Source organism: Novosphingobium hassiacum, assembly GCF_014196055.1.
GTDB classification, from domain to species: Bacteria; Pseudomonadota; Alphaproteobacteria; order Sphingomonadales; family Sphingomonadaceae; genus Novosphingobium; species Novosphingobium hassiacum.
In genome coordinates, this window is the sequence record NZ_JACICY010000001.1 from 292402 (window position 1) to 311453 (window position 19052).

Sequence of the window (19052 nt, forward strand, 5' to 3'; positions counted from 1 at the left end):
CCCTGTCCAGTGGTCGACGTTCAAAAATCGAGCGCAGCAGTGGGCTGCCTTGCGCCGACGCACGCCTCTGCTAAGGGAAAACGCAATTTCTCTCCCCAGCTCCGAAAGACAGGACAGACATGGCGAAGATCAAGGTGAAAAACCCGGTCGTCGAGATCGACGGCGACGAAATGACCCGGATCATCTGGGAATGGATCCGCGAACGCCTGATCCTTCCCTACCTCGATATCGACCTGAAGTATTACGACCTGTCGGTTGAAAAGCGCGACGAGACCAACGACCAGATAACCGTCGATTCTGCCAATGCAATCAAGCAGTACGGTGTCGGCGTGAAGTGCGCCACGATCACGCCTGACGAGCAGCGCGTCGAGGAATTTAACCTCAAGTCGATGTGGAAGTCGCCCAACGGCACGATCCGCAATATTCTTGGCGGCGTCGTCTTCCGCGAACCGATCGTGATCCAGAACGTGCCCCGCCTGGTTCCGGGCTGGACCGACCCGATCGTCGTCGGCCGTCATGCATTCGGCGACCAGTACCGCGCAACCGATTTCCTTGTCCCCGGCCCCGGCAAGCTGCGCCTCGTCTGGGAAGGCGACAACGGCGAAGTGATCGATCGCGAAGTGTTCAAGTACCCGTCGGCAGGCGTCGCCATGGCGATGTACAACCTCGACGATTCGATCCGCGACTTCGCGCGCGCCAGCCTCAACTACGGCCTCAACCTTGGCTGGCCGGTGTACCTGTCGACCAAGAACACCATCCTCAAGGCCTATGACGGCCGCTTCAAGGACCTGTTCCAGGAAGTGTTCGACAACGAAGGCTTCAAGGAAAAGTTCGCCGCTGCGGGCATCGTCTACGAACATCGCCTGATCGACGACATGGTCGCCTCGGCGCTCAAGTGGTCGGGCAAGTTCGTGTGGGCTTGCAAGAACTACGACGGCGACGTCCAGTCGGACACCGTCGCACAGGGCTTCGGCTCGCTCGGCCTGATGACCTCGGTGCTGATGACGCCCGACGGCAAGACGGTCGAAGCAGAGGCTGCGCACGGCACGGTCACGCGTCACTATCGCCAGCACCAGCAGGGCAAGCAGACCTCGACCAACCCGATCGCCTCGATCTTCGCCTGGACCCGCGGCCTGATCTATCGCGGCAAGTTCGACGAGACGCCCGATGTGGTGAAGTTCGCCGAAACGCTGGAGCGCGTCTGCATCGAAACGGTCGAGACTGGCAAGATGACCAAGGACCTCGCGCTGCTCATCGGCCCCAACCAGGCATGGATGACGACCGAGCAGTTCTTCGAAGCCATCGTCGAGAACCTCGAAACCGAAATGAAGAACTGGGCCTAACACGCTACCTTCCTGTGAAAATCGCGAAAGGCCCGGGTCACTCCGGGCCTTTTTCGTGTTGGGTGTGGAAATAGCGGGGACAGACAGGGGTTTCGCGGCGGTCAGGCCAATCACGGCGGGTGAAGCGGTGTGGCGCGGCGCGCGCAGGGGTGGACGATTGTGCAGGAGCGAGTGCAATCGCGCCTTTCATCGTGACACCCCGCATGGCCTCCCCTAACCTGTCGCAATGGCAGGCAATCTCGAACCGACTACCGCACTTTCCGACGTACTCGTTGTGCTCGGTGCAGCCGGCATCGTCATCCCCGCGTTTGCGCGGTTGCGCATCACGCCGATCATCGGCTTCATTCTCGTCGGGCTTGCGGTCGGCCCCTTCGGGCTAGGCTCGCTCGTCACGCAGTATCCCTGGCTTTATCATGTCACGATAACCGACCCGGCGGCGATTACGCCGTTTGCGGAATTCGGCATCATCCTGCTGCTGTTCGAGATCGGGCTCGAGCTTTCGTTCAATCGCTTGTGGGACATGCGCCGTCTGGTCTTCGGGCTCGGCGCGATGGAACTGGGCGTTTCGGCATTCCTGCTGTCGGGTGTCCTGATCGCGACGGGGCTACCCATAAGCGGAGCGTTCGGCCTGGGGATCGCGCTGGCGCTATCATCGACCGCGCTTGTTCTGCCGATTTCGGGGACACAGGGTCCGGTAGGCCGGGCGGCGCTGGCGATGTTGCTGTTCGAGGACATCGCGCTGGTCCCGATCATCTTTCTCCTCGGCGCGATGGCACCGTTCGCCGCACAGGATACCGGCCCCAGTATCGGCGAGACCCTGCTTTACGGCGGCCTGGTCGTCGGCGCGCTGCTGGTTTTCGGCCGGATGCTATTGCCGCGCCTGTTCGCGCAGGCCGCGCAAACCAAGAGTCCCGAGCTGTTCCTTGCGGCGACGATGCTTGTCGTGATCGCGTCGGCGCTGGCGACATCGATGGTTGGCCTGTCCCCCATCATGGGCGCGCTGCTGGCAGGGCTACTGATTGCCGAGACCGAGTATCACACCGAAGTCGAGGCAATCACCAAGCCGTTCAAAGGCCTCGCGCTCGGCGTGTTCCTGATCACCGTCGGGATGGGCATAGACCTGCGCGTCGTCTGGGCCGAGATCGTGCCGCTGACGGTTGCGGTTCTCGGCGTTGTGATCGTCAAGTCGCTCGTCACCGGATTTGCGCTGCGCGCCATGGGTAAGGCGCGTGCGACGGCACTCGAGACGGGCATTCTCATGGCCAGCCCGTCCGAAACGACGCTGATTGTGCTGACCGCAGCGGCAGAAGCAGCGCTGATCGACCGCGAGACGGCGCAATTCTGGCAGATCGTCACCGCGATCGGGCTGACGATCACACCGCTGCTGGCGCTGCTCGGCAAGACCTGGGGCAAACGGGTTGCGAAAGACTCGGCTGATGCGGGACAAACGGTTCCGGTTGCCGAGCCCGAGGGGGAGCGCGTCGTCGTGATGGGCTTTGGCCGGGTCGGGCGCCTGATTGCAGAAATGCTCACCGTGCACGGCGAACCCTGGCTAGGCATCGACACCGATCCTGCGATCGTAAGGACTGCGCGCGAAGACGGCCTGCCCGTTCTGTTCGGAAACGTCGACAGCGAGGCAGCGATACAGCGGCTTGGCCTCGACAATGCAAAAGCGATGATCCTGACGATGGACGAACCTGTGTTGATCCTGCGCATGGTCAAGCGCCTTCGGCTGCTTCATCCGGTTCTGCCGATCATCGTCCGCGCACGCGACGCCAGCCATGCCGCCGCGCTGTACAAGGCCGGGGCCAGCCACGCCGTCCCTGAAACGCTTGAAAGTTCGCTGCAACTGTCGGAAGCGGTACTGGTGGATCTCGGCTTCCCGATGGGGCCGGTAATCGCCTCGATCCACGAAAAGCGCGATGAATTCCGCCAGAAGATCAAGGAAGAAGGCGAGCTGAACTCACTACCCAAATTGAAATCCGCCTCGCTGCGCGAAAGAGCCTAAAGCGAACGGGGCTCAAACACGCTCCACCCAGTGCGCTGGACGAGCCGCTCCAGCGCGAGCGTGCCAAGCTGCGAGTTGCCGCTGGCGTTGAGCCCGGGCGACCACACCGCGATGCTCGCCACGCCGGGCACGACCGACAGGATCCCGCCGCCTACGCCCGACTTGCCCGGCAAGCCGACGCGGAAGGCGAAATCGCCCGAATTGTCATAGTGCCCGCAAGACATCATCAGTGCGTTGATGCGCCGCGCGCGGCTCGCGGTGACGACCGAATGGCCGTCCACGCGCCCGCCATCCATCAGATAGCGCCCTGCCATTGCCAGCTCGCGGCAACTCATCGCCAGCGCGCAGAAGTGGAAGTAGACGCCGAGCACGCGTTCGACCGGAGCGCGAATGTTGCCGAAGGCGCGCATGTAGTTGGCGAGCGCCATGTTGCGGAACCCGGTGTCCTGTTCGGCATGGGCTACCGCATCGTCGATCGTGATCGAACCGGCGTCGTCGCCCGCGAGCATGCGCACGAAGCGGAGCATCTGACCGATCGCCTCGCGCGGTTCGTATCGGCCCAGCAGTACATCGCACAGCACGATGGCGCCGGCATTGATGAAAGGATTTCGTGGGATGCCCTGCTCGGTTTCAAGCTGCACGATCGAATTGAACGCGCTGCCCGATGGTTCGCGCCCGACGCGCAGCCACAGCTGATCGCCCACCGCGCCGAGCGACTGGGTGAGCGCGAACACTTTTGAAATCGACTGGATCGAAAACGCTTCGTCCGCATTCCCTGCGACGTGCACTGCGCCATCGGCCATGACCACAGCGATACCGAACTTGTCGGGCGATACCTCGGCCAGCGGCGGAATATAGGACGCAACCGTTCCCCGCTCGGAAACGTCGCGCATTTCGGCGGCGATCTCGGTCACGATATCGGCGATGGTTACCATGTGGTCGACCATCGCACGAACGATGTCACTGCGCCAACACGCCCTTCGCCGCAGCGACCGCGTCGGCGGCTTTGCTGCCGTCCGGACCACCGCCCTGCGCCATGTCCGGCCGTCCACCGCCGCCCTTGCCGCCGAGCGCCTCGACGCCCGCGCGCACCAGATCGACCGCGCTGACCTTGCCCGCCAGATCCTCGGTGACCGCAGCGGCGATGCTCGCTTTGCCCTCGTTGACCGCGACGATCACCGCCACGCCTGACCCCAACCGCTGCTTCGCCTGATCGAGCAGTCCGCGCAGGTCCTTCGGGTCAAGGCCTTCGAGCACCTGGCCCGAGAACTTCACGCCGCCAACTTCCTCGTCCGCGCTTTCCGCCTTGGCCGATCCGCCGCCGAGCGCGAGCGCCTTCTTCGCTTCGGCGAGTTCGCGTTCGAGCTTCTTGCGCTCGTCCATCAGCGCCGCCACGCGTGCTTCGACGTCTTCGGGCGTGGTACGCAGCAGGCTCGCGGTGTTCTTCAGCGCCTCTTCGCGTGCGACGAACCACTGGCGCGCGCCCTCACCGGTCAGTGCCTCGATGCGCCGGACGCCGGACGATACCGCGCCCTCCGCGACGATGCGAAACACGCCGATATCACCAAGTGCACGCACGTGCGTGCCGCCGCACAGCTCGACCGAAAAATGCTTGTCGGTCGCGCGGCCCATGCTCAGCACGCGCACCTCATCGCCGTACTTTTCACCGAACAGCGCCATCGCGCCGGCTTCGATCGCATCGTCGGGCGACATCAGCCGGGTCGAGACGGCCTCGTTGGCGCGAATCTCGGCGTTCACTTCTGCTTCGATCGCCGCAATATCTTCCGGCGTGAGCGCTGTTGGGTGCGAATAGTCGAAGCGCAGGCGATCGGCTGCGACGAGCGAGCCCTTTTGCGTCACGTGGCCGCCCAGCCGGTTGCGCAACGCCGCGTGCAGCAGGTGCGTGGCCGAATGGTTCGCGCGGATGGCGTCGCGGCGCTCGACGTCGATGTCGAGCTTGACCACGTCGCCGACCTTGAGAGAGCCAGCGTCCACCTTGGCATTGTGTGCGTGAAGGCGGCCGAGCGGTTTGGACGTGTCGGATACGGCCAGCGCAAGGCCGTCCACCCCGGTGATCGTGCCCGCATCGCCGGTCTGCCCGCCGCTTTCGCCATAGAAAGGCGTCTGGTTGACGATGACCGTGACGGTCTCGCCCACACCGACGCTGCCCACTTCCTTGCCGTCCTTGACCAGCGCAACGACTTGCGCCTCGCCCGTGGATGCGGTGTAGCCCGTGAATTCCGTCGCGCCGACACGCTCGGCGATGTCGAACCATACTTCGCCGTCAGCCGCTTGGCCCGAGCCCTTCCACGCAGCGCGGGCCGCAGCCTTCTGCTGCGCCATTGCAGCGTCAAAGCCTTCCCGATCCACGCTGATTCCGCGCGCACGCAGGGCGTCCTCGGTCAGGTCATAAGGGAAGCCGAACGTATCGTAGAGCCGGAATGCGGTTTCGCCGGGAAGCTTGTCGCCCTCGCCCAGCGCGCCCGTCGTCTCGTCGAGGAGCTTGAGGCCGTTGGACAAGGTGCGGCGGAACTGTACTTCCTCGCGCAGCAATGTTTCCTCGATCATCGGCTGCGCGCGGCCAAGCTCGGGATAAGCTGCGCCCATTTCGGCAACCAGAGCGGGCACCAGGCGATGCATCAGCGGATCGCGCGCGCCGAGCAGATGTGCGTGACGCATTGCGCGGCGCATGATCCGGCGCAGCACATAGCCGCGCCCCTCGTTCGAAGGCAGAACGCCATCGGCCAGCAGGAAGCTTGTCGAACGCAAGTGATCGGCGATGACGCGGTGGCTGGCGCGCTGCTCGCCTTCGGCCTTGACCGAGGTCAGGCTTTCGGACGCCGCGATCAATGCCTTGAACGTGTCTGTATCGTAGTTGTCATGCTCGCCCTGCAGCACCGCCGCGATGCGTTCGAGACCCATGCCAGTGTCGATGCTGGGCTTTGGCAGGTTGCCGGTGATCTCGCCCGCAGTCTGTTCGAACTGCATGAACACGAGGTTCCATATCTCGATGAAGCGGTCGCCGTCCTCATCGGGCGATCCCGGAGGGCCGCCCCAGATGTGATCGCCGTGATCGAAGAAGATTTCCGAGCACGGTCCGCATGGGCCGTCGTCGCCCATCGCCCAGAAGTTGTCTTTGGTGGTGATGCGAATGATGCGGTCTTCTGGAAGGCCTGCGATCTTCTTCCACAGCTCGAACGCCTCGTCATCGGTGTGATAGACGGTGGCGAGCAGCTTGTCCTTGGGCAGGCCCCATTCGCGGGTCAGCAGGGTCCAGGCGTGGGTGATCGCCTGCTCCTTGAAGTAATCACCGAACGAGAAGTTGCCGAGCATCTCGAAGAACGTGTGATGCCGCGCGGTGTAGCCCACATTGTCGAGATCGTTGTGCTTGCCGCCCGCGCGAACGCATTTCTGCGACGAGGTTGCGCGCGGAGTTGCCCGGGTCTCAAGGCCGGTGAACACGTTCTTGAACGGAACCATCCCGGCGTTGACGAACATCAGCGTCGGATCGTTGTACGGGACGAGCGGCGCGGATTGCACCACATCGTGCCCGGCAGAACCGAAGTAGTCGAGGAAGGACCGGCGGATTTCGTTCGTGGAAGTCATAACCTGCCGATTAGGCGAGCGTTTGGCGCGCTACAAGCACGTTTCATCCATGACTGTGATCGGACGATGCAGTTACCAGCCACGCCGCCGCACCGAATGCGACGCGGGTGCCATCATAATGGGCTTCGACCAGTTCGAGCAGCCGCTTCTCGAATGCCGCGCGCTCGGCCTCGGGCAAGGTGCGCATGGCGAACGCCGAAGGTCCGATTCGGTGAAACAGCGCCATCGCCTCGCCGACGGGATCATCGCCTTCACCCGCCACATAGGTGAAGTCTACGGGTGTGAACGTCACGTCCCGCCACCCCGCCATGCAGCGCTGCACGTGTTCGGGATCGGCGAAGGCGAAGGGGCCGGGCGCGAACGGCGACGAAGCTGCGGCTTCTGTTGGCGGCAGTAGCCCGGCGATGGCGGTTGCCCACTCGTTCTGTGCAGGCGCGCGGAAACAAGTGAACACCATGCGCGCCCGCGCCGAGGCGACTGCAGCCAGATGCGCGAAAGCGGCCGGCGGATCGGCGAAGAACATCACCCCGTGTCGCGAAATGATAAGATCCGGTGCGCCATCAGGGTCCGACCATTGCGATGCGTCCGCGAGGACGAACGACAGATTGGCAATGCCCGAGCCGCGTTGGTCTGCCGCCAAAATCAGGTCCGGTGAGATGTCAGCACCGGTCACGCGCACCTGCGGCCGTGCACATGCGACGGCAATCGCGACCTCCCCTGCACCGCATCCGATATCCACGATTCTTGTGGCAGATTCGGCTTCCACCGCCTTTAGCAGATGCGGGGTGAGGTCGCTGAAGCTCGTGTCGGTTCGTCGCCACTCGGTTGCCCAGTTGCGCCCGACACTACCTTGCCAATCAAATGCGCTTGTCATGCTTGCAAGGTTACGGGCGCCAAGCGGCTAAGACAAGCGATCCAGTACCTGTGGCACTAGGTGGCGAAGTACGCTCCGCCCTTTTCGCGGGCGCGCTGCCAGGCTGGACGCGCGTGGATCGACGCGACAAATGCTGCGAGCTTTGGAAAGTTGGCGCCTTGGCCCTGCATGAGGGCGACCTCGGCGGGGAAGCTCATCATTACGTCGGCCCCGGTCCAGTCGTCACCGACGAAATGGCCTGAGGGACGCAGGATCTGCTCCATGTAGCCGAAGGTTGCGGCGAGCTGTTCGGTGATGCGCGGGGTGAGCGGCGCGGCGGCGTCACCCAGGCGTGAGGTGTAGAGCTGGAGCAATATGGGCGTCATCGCCGACCCTTCGGCGAAGTGCGTCAGCTCAAGGTGGCGCAGCGCGTCGTCACTGCCGGCCTCAGGCAACCATGCGCCGTTGCCATAGCGATCACACAGAACCTGGACGATCGCGCCCGATTCCTCGATGACGCGGCCGTCGATTTCGAGGAGCGGGGACTTCCCCAACGGGTGGACCGCTTTCAGTTCGGGAGGAGCGAGATTGGTTTCCGGATCACGCTGGTAGTGGCGGATCTCATAATCGACGCCGAGCTCCTCTAGCAGCCAGAGAATGCGCTGCGAGCGGCTGTTGTTGAGGTGGTGGACGATGATGGACATGGGCGACTCCGATGGATTTAATCGGGAGGTTAACCTGCAAGCCCATGCCTGAACAGCAAAAAGCCCGCACGTTCCTGCCGGGGAACGCGCGGGCTCTTTGATTGGCGGATGGCTGTTACTGGAGGGTGCAGCCTTCGCCTTGAAGGATCAGGTGTCGTCGTCCGCGTCCGGGCCCGCCATCAGTCCTTCGGCAACCTGCTCGGTGCGACCGCGGATCGCGGTTTCGAGGCGGCTGCAAAGCTCTTTGTTTTCGCGCAGGAAATTCTTGGAGTTTTCACGCCCCTGCCCGATGCGAATGGAGTCATAGCTGAACCAGGCACCCGACTTCTCGACGAGTCCGGCCTTGACGCCAAGATCGAGAATTTCGCCGATCTTGGAGATGCCCTCGCCGTACATGATGTCGAATTCGACCTGCTTGAACGGCGGCGCGACCTTGTTCTTGACGACTTTGACGCGGGTGGCGTTACCGACAATTTCGTCCCGGTCCTTGATCTGTCCGGTGCGGCGGATGTCGAGACGAACCGAGGCGTAGAACTTGAGGGCGTTGCCGCCCGTCGTCGTCTCGGGGTTGCCGTACATCACTCCGATCTTCATGCGCAGCTGGTTGATAAAGATCACCATACAGCGCGAGCGGCTGATCGAACCGGTCAGCTTGCGCAGCGACTGGCTCATCAAACGGGCCTGGAGGCCGACGTGGCTATCGCCCATCTCGCCTTCGATTTCGGCGCGGGGGACCAGTGCGGCGACCGAATCCACGACGAGGACGTCGATCGCGTTGGAGCGGACCAGCGTATCGACGATTTCGAGCGCCTGTTCACCGGTATCAGGCTGCGACACGATCAGTTCGTCGATGTTGACGCCAAGCTTGCGGGCATAGACCGGGTCGAGCGCGTGTTCGGCGTCGATGAACGCAGCCGTGCCGCCGCCCTTCTGCGCTTCGGCAATGACATGCAGCGCGAGCGTGGTTTTACCTGAGCTTTCCGGGCCATAAATCTCGATCACCCGGCCGCGCGGCAATCCGCCGACGCCGAGTGCGATGTCGAGCCCAAGCGAGCCGGTCGGGATAACCTCGACCTGCATTGTTTCTTTCGAGCCCAGCTTCATTGCCGAGCCCTTCCCGAACGCGCGATCGATCTGCGCGAGGGCGGCGTCTAGCGCCTTCTGACGATCCATGTCCTTGGTCTTACCTTCCTCGATGAGCTTGAGCTGAGCCGCCATGGCATCTGTTCCCTTGCTAGAGTTGGCTCACACGAACCGTCAACAAGGGTTATGTACCCATTCTGTTCTTTAGGAACAAGAGGGGAACGAAATTTTTCTGCCGATATGGAGGCATGCACAGCCAAACACTTATGGCGCAAGGCTTTGTTCGCCAAGGGCCGGGCGGGAACGATGCCCGGAAAAAGCGCCCATGCTGCTGTCCGACGCGCGCAATCGGCTCGGATATGGAAGGATGCTCCGGCGCCCCGCGAATCACGGGGACATATCGCTATCAAGGCCTCCCCACCGCCCTGTCCGGGCGGCGGGGAGCACTGCATTCGTCAGACGACGCCGAACGCCAGCATAGCGTCAGCAACCTTCTTGAAGCCGCCGATATTGGCGCCCTTCACATAGTCGACGTAGCCGCCGCCCTGATCGCCGTAGGTGAGGCAGGACTGGTGGATGCCCATCATGATGTCCTTGAGCATCTGCTGAAGTTCATCTTCCTTCCACGAGCGCCGCTCGGAATTCTGGCTCATCTCCAGACCCGAGACGGCAACGCCGCCAGCGTTCGATGCCTTGCCCGGCGCGTAGAGGATCTTCGCATCCTTGAACACGTGGACGCCGGCCAGATCGGTCGGCATGTTCGCCCCTTCAGCCACGGCCTTGCAGCCGTTCGCGATCAGCATCTTCGCATCGTCGCCAAGCAGCTCGTTCTGCGTCGCACAGGGCAGCGCGACATCGCAGGGCACGCCCCATGGCGTTTTGCCGGCGTGGAAACTGGCCTTGGGGTAGGCCTCGACGTATTCCTCGATCCGGCCACGGCGGTGCGTCTTGTGGCTCTTGACCCAGTTGATCTTTTCCTGATCGATGCCGTCCGGGTCGTGGATGTACCCTCCCGAATCCGACAGCGTCAGCACCTTGCCGCCTAGTTGCACGATCTTTTCTGCGGCATGCGTCGCGACATTGCCCGAGCCGGAAATGACCGCCGTCTTGCCGACGAGGTCTTCGCCTTTCGTGGCGAGCATGTTGGCGAGGAAGTAGACCGCGCCATAACCAGTCGCTTCGGTACGGATCAGCGAGCCGCCCCATTCAAGTCCCTTGCCGGTCAGCACGCCGGTGAAGTTGTTGGTGATGCGCTTGTACTGGCCGAACATGAAACCGATCTCGCGGCCGCCCACGCCGATGTCGCCGGCCGGGACGTCTACGTCCGCGCCGATATGGCGATAGAGTTCGGTCATGAACGACTGGCAGAAGCGCATGATCTCGCGCACGCTCTTGCCCTTGGGGTTGAAGTTCGATCCGCCCTTGCCCCCGCCCATCGGCAAGCCGGTCAGCGCGTTCTTGAAGGTCTGTTCGAAGGCGAGGAACTTCAGCACCGATTCCGTCACCGAAGGATGGAACCGTATGCCGCCCTTGTACGGGCCGATGGCGTTGTTGTTCTGGACGCGCCACCCGCGCTGGACGCGCACGTTCCCGTTGTCGTCCTCCCAGCACACACGAAACGAGACCACGCGATCCGGTTCGGCAATGCGCCGCAGGATCTGCTGCGAGTGGTACTCTTCCTTGTCCTGCATGAACTCGAAGATATCCTCGGCGACCTCCTGGACGGCCTGGACGAATTCGGGCTGGTATGGATTGCGCTTCTTCACGCCCTCCATGAAGGTCGGCAAGTCAACATGATCGGAAACGGCCACAGTACTCTCCCCTTGGTGAAGCCCAAGACGGGCTTCGTTGTGGTGGCAGGTGCGGCCCGATCGGGCGCGACTTCAGCCCATTCAGCCGAGTCGCGTTATTGTTGGAGCGGAGATTAGCGGCTTTTGCGCCACACAAAAGCGGCGATACGCCCGATCGTCATTCGGACGAACTTACCGACTTCTTCTTGAACATCTTGTCGAGCGCAGCCTTCACCGATTCACCGGCCGCAGTCTCGTCCTTGGCGGGGTCGGCGGAGAACGCAGGCTCCTCATCCGTAGGCGGCAGTTCGGGCGCGAGCGACGGGACTGATGGCTTGGACGCGAGTGGTCCCAACAACTTGATCAGCCCACCCAGTTGCTCGGTAAGCACCTTGTCCACGGCACCTGAGATGACATCGGTCTTGTAGCGCATGAAGCCACCGACGACATATTCCCACAGGATTCGCGTGCCCTTGCCGCCGGGTCCGTCGATTGGCTTGAAGGTCACCGTCATCGTGCCGTTAATCGCCTCGGACTGCAGCGGCCCGAGCCCACCGGTCAGGCGCAACGCACGGTAGGGCTCGGCATAGAGCACGCGCATGTGCATGACCGAGCCAGGCTTCTGCCCTGCCGGAGCATCCTTGGGAACGGGCAGCCGCTCGCAGAAACAGCCGTTGGCCGTGGGGTCCAGCGTCATGTTGGCGGCGGATCCGGAGAAGGTGTGGGCGCCGTTCCACCAGGAGGACGGCGTTGTGAACGCCTTCCATGCCTCGGCGGGCGTTACCGCGACCTCGTCGGTCACGCGGACGACAAAGCCTGCATCGCTCTTCTGCGCGACTTCGGCTGATGCAGGAACGGCGAGGCTGCACAGCCCCGCCGTCAACGTGATCAGAACGATGCGGATCATACCAGCCCCCCGTCCACCAGACCGGCGGACTTCGGGACCAGACTAGCGCGGCTTGAGAACAGCCTCAATGGCCGCCGTGACATTGTCCATATCGGCCATACCATCGACCCGCGCGACGATGCCGCGCTCTTCATAGATAGGCAGGATCGGTGCGGTCTTGGCGCGATATTCGGCCATGCGCGTGCGCACCGTCTGTTCGTTATCGTCCGGGCGGCGCTTGAATTCATGCGATCCGCACTTGTCGCAAGTGCCTTCGACTACCGGCTTTTCGAAGGTGTCGTGATAACCCTTGCCGCATGAGGCGCAGGTGTAACGGCCGGTAATACGCTCAACCAGCGCGTCTTCGTCGACGCCCAGTTCGATCACACAATCGAGCTTGCGGCCGCGGCTTTCGAGAATTTGTTCGAGCGAAGCAGCCTGAGGTGCGGTGCGCGGATAACCGTCGAAGATCGCGCCCTGGCTTGCAGGCATCGCGTCGAGTTCATCGCCGATCAGCGCAGAGACGATCTCATCGGAGACCAGCTCGCCGGCTTCCATCACGGCTTTGGCCTTGAGGCCGACTGGCGTACCGGCCTTGACCGCCGCGCGGAGCATGTCGCCGGTCGACAACTGTTTCATGCCATGGCGTTCGACCAGTCGCTGGGCCTGAGTGCCCTTGCCTGCGCCCGGAGGCCCCAACAGGATGATGTTCACGAATTAGCTCCCCTCGTCGTCGCTCGGCTGATCTTAGCGCAGCCGCCCCTTCAACTTCGCCTTCTTGATCAGGTCTCCGTACTGGTGGGCCAGCAGGTGCGACTGGATCTGCGTGATCGTATCGACCGTCACATTGACGACAATCAACAAGCTGGTGCCGCCGAAGAACACCGCGCCCATTCCGGTCTCGGCCATGATGAACTCTGGCACGACGCAGACGATCGTGATGTAGGCGGCGCCCAACACGGTAATCCGCGTCAGTACGTAATCGAGATAGTTGGCGGTGTTCTTGCCCGGACGGATGCCGGGAATGAAGCCGCCATTCTTCTTGAGATTCTCGGCGGTCTCTTCCGGATTAAACACGACTGCGGTGTAGAAGAACGAGAAGAAGATGATCCCCGCCGCATAAAGCAGCATGTACAGCGGCTTGCCGTGGCCGAGATACTGGTTCAGCGATACGATCACCTGACCCATCGTGGTATCGGGCGAGATCGAGTTACCGGCAAACTGCGTGATCGTCAGCGGCAGCAACAGCAGCGAACTGGCGAAAATCGGCGGAATCACGCCTGCGGTGTTGAGCTTGAGCGGCAGATGGCTGCGGTCGGCATTCATCATGCCGCGCTGCGTTGCGCGCTTGGGATATTGGATCAGCAACCGCCGGCTCGCCCGCTCGATGAAGCAGATCGCCAGCACCAGGCCGATCAGCATGATCACGATGCCGACGATCAGAAATGGCGAGATCGAGCCGGTGCGGCCACCTTCGAACAGGTTGCCGAAGAACTTGGGCAACTGTGCGACGATACCCGCCATGATGATCAGCGAAACGCCATTGCCGATGCCGCGCGAGGTGATCTGCTCACCCAGCCACAGCAGGAACATCGTGCCGCCGATCAGCGAAACGACTGCGCCCACGCGGAACAGCATACCCGGATTGACCACGGCCTGCAGGCCGCTCGAGGCGCCATAGGCCTCAAGGCCCGACGCAAGAACCCAGCCCTGGATCGCGGTCAGCAACACCGCGCCATAGCGCGTATACTGGTTGAGCTTCTTGCGCCCGCTCTCGCCTTCCTTCTTCATCGCGGCAAGCGACGGATGGAGCGAGGCGGCAAGCTGCACCACGATCGAGGCGGTGATGTAGGGCATCACTCCCAATGCGATCAGGCTCATGCGTTCGAGCGAACCGCCCGAAAACGCGTTGAAGATGTCGAGCACGCCACCGCGCGTCTGATCGTAGAGCGTCTCCATGATCAGCGGGTTCACCCCGGGCAACGGCACGAAGCTGAGGAACCGGAAAACGATGAGCGCGCCCACCGTGAACCAGATGCGCTTCTTGAGCTCGGTTGCCTTGGAGAAGTTGGCCAGGCTCATGTTGCTGGCGATGTTGTCGGCGCGTGATGCCATTTTCGGGGTTCAAGCCTTGCTGTGAGACCGGCCGCACGGGCCCGTCTCCATACTGTCGAGCTAGCCCATATAGTGCGGGATCGCAGAAGTCGAACCCGCGCGTGCCAAAATCCCCGCCCGCGTTGCAGGCAGGGACCGGATTTGGCTTACTTGGCTTGCTTGTTGGCTTCGCGGCGAGCGGTCTTCTTCTCGTGCTCGCTCGGCGCGGCCTCGGGAAGTTCGACCGATCCGCCAGCCTTCTGGACGGCCTCGAGCGCGCCCTTGCTGACGCCGTCGACCTTGAACGCGACCTTCGAGGTCAGTTCGCCCTTGCCGAGCAAACGCACACCATTCTTGCCGCCACGGGCAAGGCCAGCGGCCTTGAGCGCAGCATGATCGACAGTTGCCGACGCGTCGATCTTGCCGGCATCGATGAACTTCTGGATCATGCCCAGGTTCACTTCAGCCCAGTCCTTGGCGAAGATGTTGTTGAAGCCACGCTTCGGGATACGCATGTGGAGCGGCATCTGGCCGCCTTCGAAGCCGTTGATCGATACGCCCGAACGTGCCTTAGCACCCTTCTGGCCGCGACCGGCGGTCTTGCCCTTGCCCGAACCGATACCACGGCCCACGCGCATGCGGCCCTTGCGGGCACCATCGTTGTCGGAGATTTCATTGAGTTTCATGTCGTGCACTCGCTTTCGCTTTTGTCGCGCTGGATGGAAGCGGCGCCCTTAAGCCAAAGGCCTCAGGTTGTCACCCCCAAAGGAGAGAGCCCGAAGGCTCAACGGAAAACCCCGGCACATGGCCGGGGCGTTCCTTTTTCCCGCATGGGAAGGTTGGTCAGTCGACCACCTTCACCATGTGGGGAAGCTTGGCAATGGCGCCGCGTACTTCGGCGGTATCTTCCCGCTCGACGACACGGTTCATCTTGCCCAGGCCCAAACCTACCAGAATCTTCTTCTGGCTGGCGGGGCGACGGATCGGCGAACCAATCTGCTTGATCTTGATCGTAGCCATGACCGATTACTCCGTGATGGCGTCGGCGGCGGCTTCGGCTTCCACCGGAGTGGCGCCACCGCGACCGAGCAGATCCGCAACCTTCTTGCCACGACGCTGGGCAACCGACTTCGGCGAAGTCTGGTTGACGAGCGCGTCGAAGGTGGCGCGGATCATGTTGTAGGGGTTCGACGTGCCGACCGACTTGGTCACCACATCGGCAACACCAAGGCTTTCAAACACGGCGCGCATCGGGCCACCGGCGATGATGCCGGTACCGGCAGGTGCCGAGCGAACGTTGACCTTGCCTGCACCGAAACGGCCCTTGCCGTCATGGTGGAGGGTGCGGCCTTCCTTAAGCGCAACGCGAACCATCGCCTTCTTGGCGGCAGCGGTTGCCTTGGTGATCGCCTCAGGCACTTCGCGAGCCTTGCCATGACCGAAGCCGACGCGGCCCTTGCCATCGCCGACCACGACCAGCGCAGCAAAGCCGAAGCGCTTGCCACCCTTGACGGTCTTGGAGACGCGATTGATGTGGACGAGCTTTTCAATCAGCTCCTCGCCACCATCATCGTCGCCGCCACGACCACCACGACGGTCGTCGCGACGCCCGCCGCGGTTGTTGCCGCCGCGATCGTTGTTGCCACCGCGATCGTTGTTGCCACGGCCGCGACCACGGCCACGACCTTCACGCTGCGGCTCGCCGCCGGGCGCTGCTTCTGCAGCAACGGCGACTTCGCCTTCCATGTTGGTTTCGTCAGCCATGATCAGAACTCCAGGCCGCCTTCGCGGGCAGCATCAGCCAGCGCCTTGACGCGGCCATGGAACAGGAAACCACCGCGATCGAACACGACGGTGGTGATGCCGGCAGCCTTGGCCTTCTCGGCGATCTCGGCACCGACTTTGGCCGCAGCAGCGACGTTCGCGCCGATCGACTTCTCGCCCTTGACCAGCGAAGATGCGGCAGCGACCGTGAGGCCCTGAGCGTCGTCGATGATCTGAGCGTAGATGTGGCGGCCCGAGCGATGGACCGACAGGCGGGGACGACCGCCCGAACGAGCCTTGAGCGCAGTGCGAACGCGCTGACGGCGGCGTGCGAAGAGGGACAGCTTTGCCATTACTTCTTCTTCCCTTCCTTGCGGAAGACAAACTCGCCGCGGTACTTGATACCCTTGCCCTTGTAAGGCTCGGGCTTGCGCCAGCGACGGATCTCGGCGGCAACCTGGCCGACCATCTGCTTGTCGATACCTGAGATTTCGACCGTGGTGTTATCCGGGGTCTTGACCTCGATGCCATCGGGCACTGCGAAATCGACATCGTGGCTGTAGCCAAGCTGCAGCTTCAGATTGCGACCCTGCGAGTTGGCGCGATAGCCCACACCGGTGATCTCGAGAACCTTGGTGTAGCCCTGCGTTACGCCGGTTACGAGGTTGTCGACCATCGTGCGCTGCATGCCCCAGAAGGCACGCGCCGCTTTGCTTTCGTTGGCGGGCTTCACAACGAGCCGATCGCCTTCGAGGGTGTAGCTGATCTCGTCACGCAGCTTGAGCGTGAGCGAACCCTTGGGGCCCTTCACGGTCAGAACGCCGTTTGCGATATCAGCGGTGACGCCAGCGGGAATAGTCACTGGCTGTTTGCCGATGCGGCTCATCAGAAGACCTCCGCGAGCACTTCGCCACCGACGTTCGCGGCGCGTGCTTCGGCATCCGAGAGCACGCCCCTCGGCGTCGAGACGATGGTGATGCCAAGGCCATTGCGGATCACCGGAAGTTCCTTGGAACCCGAGTAGACGCGACGGCCAGGCTTGGAGACGCGGGCAACGTGCTTAATCGCAGGCTGGCCCTCGAAATACTTGAGCTCGATGCGCAGTTGCGGATGAGCGCCGGTGGCGTCTTCCGAGAAACCGCGGATGTAGCCTTCACGCTGAAGGACTTCGAGCACGTGCGAACGCAACTTCGAAGCGGGCGAGAGGACGGAGTCCTTCTTTGCCTGCTGGCCGTTGCGGATGCGGGTGAGCATGTCACCCAAAGGATCGGTCATTGCCATCGGATGTCCTTACCAGCTCGACTTGGTCAGGCCGGGGATAAGGCCCTTGTTGCCTTTGTCCCGCAGCTCGATCCGGCAAAGGCCGAACTTGCGATAATAGCCGCGCGGGCGACCGGTCGTGGCGCAACGATTGCGTACCCGAGTCGGGTTCGCGTTGCGGGGAAGTTCGGCCATCTTGAGACGGGCCATGAGGCGCTCGGTTTCGTCGAGCGATTCATCGTCTGCAATAGCCTTCAGCGCAGCAAACTTTGCCGCGTACTTCACAACAAGCTTCTTGCGTCGCTCGTTCTTGTTGATGGAACTCAGTTTCGCCATGGACTTAAGCTCTCTTCTTCAATTCAGGATCACGCGGCCTGCTGCTCTTCAGCAGCTTCCTGCGGGAACGGGAAACCAAACAGGCGCAGCAGCTCGCGCGCTTCGTCGTCGGTCTTCGCGGTGGTGGTGACGATGATGTCCATGCCACGCACCTTCTCGATCTGGTCGTAGCTGATCTCTGGGAAGATGATCTGCTCTTTCAGACCCATCGCGTAGTTGCCGCGACCATCGAACGACTTCGGGTTCAAACCACGGAAGTCGCGGATGCGAGGCATTGCGATGGTGATCAGGCGGTCGAGGAACTCGTACATGCGTTCGCGGCGCAGGGTAACCTTGCAACCGATCGGCATGCCTTCGCGCAGCTTGAACTGAGCGATCGACTTCTTCGCCTTGGTGATGACAGGCTTCTGGCCGGCGATCAGCTCCATTTCGGCAGCTGCGATCGTGACCTTCTTCTTGTCCTGGCTCGCTTCGCCCACGCCCATGTTAAGCGTGATCTTATCGATGCGCGGGATTTCCATCACGTTCTTGTAGCCGAACTTGGCCTGCATCGCCTGAGCGATTTCAGCGTCATACTTCGACCGCATACGCGGTGTGTACTTGTCAGACATCGATGGCCTCCCCGGACTTGACGGCCACGCGGACCTTCTTGCCGTCGCGTTCCTCGAAGCGGACGCGGGTGGCCTTGCCATCCTTGTCAGCAACAGAAACCTTCGAGATGTGCAGCGGAGCTTCAAAGCGGTCGATGCCGCCCTGCGGGTTCTGCTGGCTCGGCTTGCGGTGACGGGCAGCGATGTTCACGCCCTGCACGACAACCTTTTCATCCTTCGGCATGACCTGAAGGACAGTGCCCGAACGGCCCTTGTCCTTGCCCGACCGAACGACGACGGTGTCGCCCTTCTTGATCTTTGCAGCGCCCATTACAGCACCTCCGGCGCAAGGCTGATGATCTTCATGAAGCCCTTGGCGCGAAGCTCGCGAACCACTGGGCCGAAGATACGCGTACCGATCGGCTCTTCGTTCTTGCCGACGAGCACGGCGGCATTGCCGTCGAAGCGGATGACGCTGCCGTCGGCACGACGCACGTCCTTGCGGGTACGCACGATCACGGCGCGATGAACGTCGCCCTTCTTGACGCGTGCACGCGGCTGAGCTTCCTTGACGGAAACCACGATAACGTCACCAACGCTCGCGAACCGACGCTTAGAGCCACCCAGCACCTTGATGCACTGGACGCGCTTTGCGCCGCTGTTGTCCGCGACGTCGAGATTGGATTGCATCTGGATCATTGATCCGGTTCCTTCTCACTGGCTTGCCGGAACCAG

General features: G+C 62.4%; 21 protein-coding genes. 2 read left to right on the forward strand and 19 right to left on the reverse strand.

Features of this window, described 5'->3' with window-relative positions; genetic code table 11:
* Positions 1-119 precede the first annotated feature (119 nt).
* On the forward strand, positions 120-1343 hold the full coding sequence (locus tag GGQ88_RS01540) for an NADP-dependent isocitrate dehydrogenase (RefSeq protein ID WP_183611258.1): 1224 nt from the start codon (positions 120-122) through the stop codon (positions 1341-1343).
* A gap of 226 nt (positions 1344-1569) precedes the next feature.
* On the forward strand, positions 1570-3351 hold the full coding sequence (locus GGQ88_RS01545) for a cation:proton antiporter domain-containing protein (protein WP_183611259.1): 1782 nt from the start codon (positions 1570-1572) through the stop codon (positions 3349-3351).
* Here GGQ88_RS01545 and GGQ88_RS01550 read toward each other — a convergent pair.
* The 19 genes from GGQ88_RS01550 to rplN form a co-directional block, all read right to left on the reverse strand.
* Positions 3348-4286, reverse strand: a complete 939-nt coding sequence (locus tag GGQ88_RS01550) for a glutaminase (RefSeq protein WP_183611260.1) — start codon at positions 4284-4286, stop codon at positions 3348-3350. The genes GGQ88_RS01545 and GGQ88_RS01550 overlap by 4 nt on opposite strands.
* A 25-nt stretch (positions 4287-4311) precedes the next feature.
* Positions 4312-6957, reverse strand: coding sequence for an alanine--tRNA ligase (gene alaS / locus GGQ88_RS01555; protein WP_183611261.1), 2646 nt, complete (start codon positions 6955-6957; stop codon positions 4312-4314).
* Between the two features lie 43 nt (positions 6958-7000).
* The gene (locus tag GGQ88_RS01560) at positions 7001-7831 is read right to left on the reverse strand and encodes a class I SAM-dependent methyltransferase (RefSeq protein WP_183611262.1); all 831 of its coding nucleotides are present in this window, start codon (positions 7829-7831) and stop codon (positions 7001-7003) included.
* A 56-nt stretch (positions 7832-7887) separates the two neighbouring features.
* Positions 7888-8514 carry a glutathione S-transferase family protein gene (locus tag GGQ88_RS01565; RefSeq protein WP_183611263.1) on the reverse strand — a complete coding sequence of 209 codons (627 nt, stop codon included), beginning with the start codon at positions 8512-8514 and terminating at the stop codon, positions 7888-7890.
* A gap of 147 nt (positions 8515-8661) precedes the next feature.
* Positions 8662-9732, reverse strand: coding sequence for a recombinase RecA (recA, locus tag GGQ88_RS01570; RefSeq protein WP_183611264.1), 1071 nt, complete (start codon positions 9730-9732; stop codon positions 8662-8664).
* 320 nt (positions 9733-10052) lie between these two features.
* On the reverse strand, positions 10053-11408 hold the full coding sequence (gdhA, locus tag GGQ88_RS01575; protein ID WP_183611265.1) for an NADP-specific glutamate dehydrogenase: 1356 nt from the start codon (positions 11406-11408) through the stop codon (positions 10053-10055).
* Between the two features lie 157 nt (positions 11409-11565).
* Positions 11566-12294 (reverse strand): SRPBCC family protein, encoded by a 729-nt coding sequence (locus tag GGQ88_RS01580; protein WP_183611266.1) that lies wholly within the window; start codon positions 12292-12294, stop codon positions 11566-11568.
* A gap of 42 nt (positions 12295-12336) precedes the next feature.
* Positions 12337-12987: an adenylate kinase gene (locus tag GGQ88_RS01585; RefSeq protein WP_183611267.1), complete on the reverse strand. Its 651-nt coding sequence runs from the start codon at positions 12985-12987 to the stop codon at positions 12337-12339.
* A 33-nt stretch (positions 12988-13020) separates the two neighbouring features.
* The gene (secY, locus tag GGQ88_RS01590; protein WP_183611268.1) at positions 13021-14388 is read right to left on the reverse strand and encodes a preprotein translocase subunit SecY; all 1368 of its coding nucleotides are present in this window, start codon (positions 14386-14388) and stop codon (positions 13021-13023) included.
* 146 nt (positions 14389-14534) lie between these two features.
* Complete coding sequence (gene rplO / locus GGQ88_RS01595; protein ID WP_183611269.1) at positions 14535-15053, reverse strand: 50S ribosomal protein L15; 519 nt, start codon at positions 15051-15053, stop codon at positions 14535-14537.
* Positions 15054-15210: 157 nt separating this feature from the next.
* Positions 15211-15387 (reverse strand): 50S ribosomal protein L30, encoded by a 177-nt coding sequence (gene rpmD, locus GGQ88_RS01600; RefSeq protein ID WP_183611270.1) that lies wholly within the window; start codon positions 15385-15387, stop codon positions 15211-15213.
* 6 nt (positions 15388-15393) lie between these two features.
* Positions 15394-16131: a 30S ribosomal protein S5 gene (gene rpsE, locus GGQ88_RS01605; protein ID WP_183611271.1), complete on the reverse strand. Its 738-nt coding sequence runs from the start codon at positions 16129-16131 to the stop codon at positions 15394-15396.
* 2 nt (positions 16132-16133) lie between these two features.
* A complete protein-coding gene (gene rplR, locus GGQ88_RS01610) occupies positions 16134-16484 on the reverse strand; it encodes a 50S ribosomal protein L18 (RefSeq protein ID WP_183611272.1) in 351 nt (116 codons plus the stop codon).
* Entirely contained in the window at positions 16484-17017 is a 534-nt protein-coding gene (gene rplF, locus GGQ88_RS01615) for a 50S ribosomal protein L6 (protein WP_183611273.1), read from the reverse strand. Before rplF ends, rplR begins: the two co-directional genes overlap by 1 nt.
* Positions 17017-17412, reverse strand: coding sequence for a 30S ribosomal protein S8 (gene rpsH / locus GGQ88_RS01620; RefSeq protein ID WP_183611274.1), 396 nt, complete (start codon positions 17410-17412; stop codon positions 17017-17019). The genes rplF and rpsH overlap by 1 nt, the downstream gene beginning before the upstream one ends.
* 9 nt (positions 17413-17421) lie before the next feature.
* Positions 17422-17727 carry a 30S ribosomal protein S14 gene (gene rpsN, locus GGQ88_RS01625; protein WP_183611275.1) on the reverse strand — a complete coding sequence of 102 codons (306 nt, stop codon included), beginning with the start codon at positions 17725-17727 and terminating at the stop codon, positions 17422-17424.
* Between the two features lie 29 nt (positions 17728-17756).
* Positions 17757-18338 carry a 50S ribosomal protein L5 gene (rplE, locus tag GGQ88_RS01630; RefSeq protein ID WP_183611276.1) on the reverse strand — a complete coding sequence of 194 codons (582 nt, stop codon included), beginning with the start codon at positions 18336-18338 and terminating at the stop codon, positions 17757-17759.
* On the reverse strand, positions 18331-18648 hold the full coding sequence (rplX, locus tag GGQ88_RS01635; RefSeq protein ID WP_183611277.1) for a 50S ribosomal protein L24: 318 nt from the start codon (positions 18646-18648) through the stop codon (positions 18331-18333). Before rplX ends, rplE begins: the two co-directional genes overlap by 8 nt.
* Positions 18648-19016 carry a 50S ribosomal protein L14 gene (gene rplN / locus GGQ88_RS01640; RefSeq protein WP_183611278.1) on the reverse strand — a complete coding sequence of 123 codons (369 nt, stop codon included), beginning with the start codon at positions 19014-19016 and terminating at the stop codon, positions 18648-18650. The genes rplX and rplN overlap by 1 nt, the downstream gene beginning before the upstream one ends.
* Positions 19017-19052 lie beyond the last annotated feature (36 nt).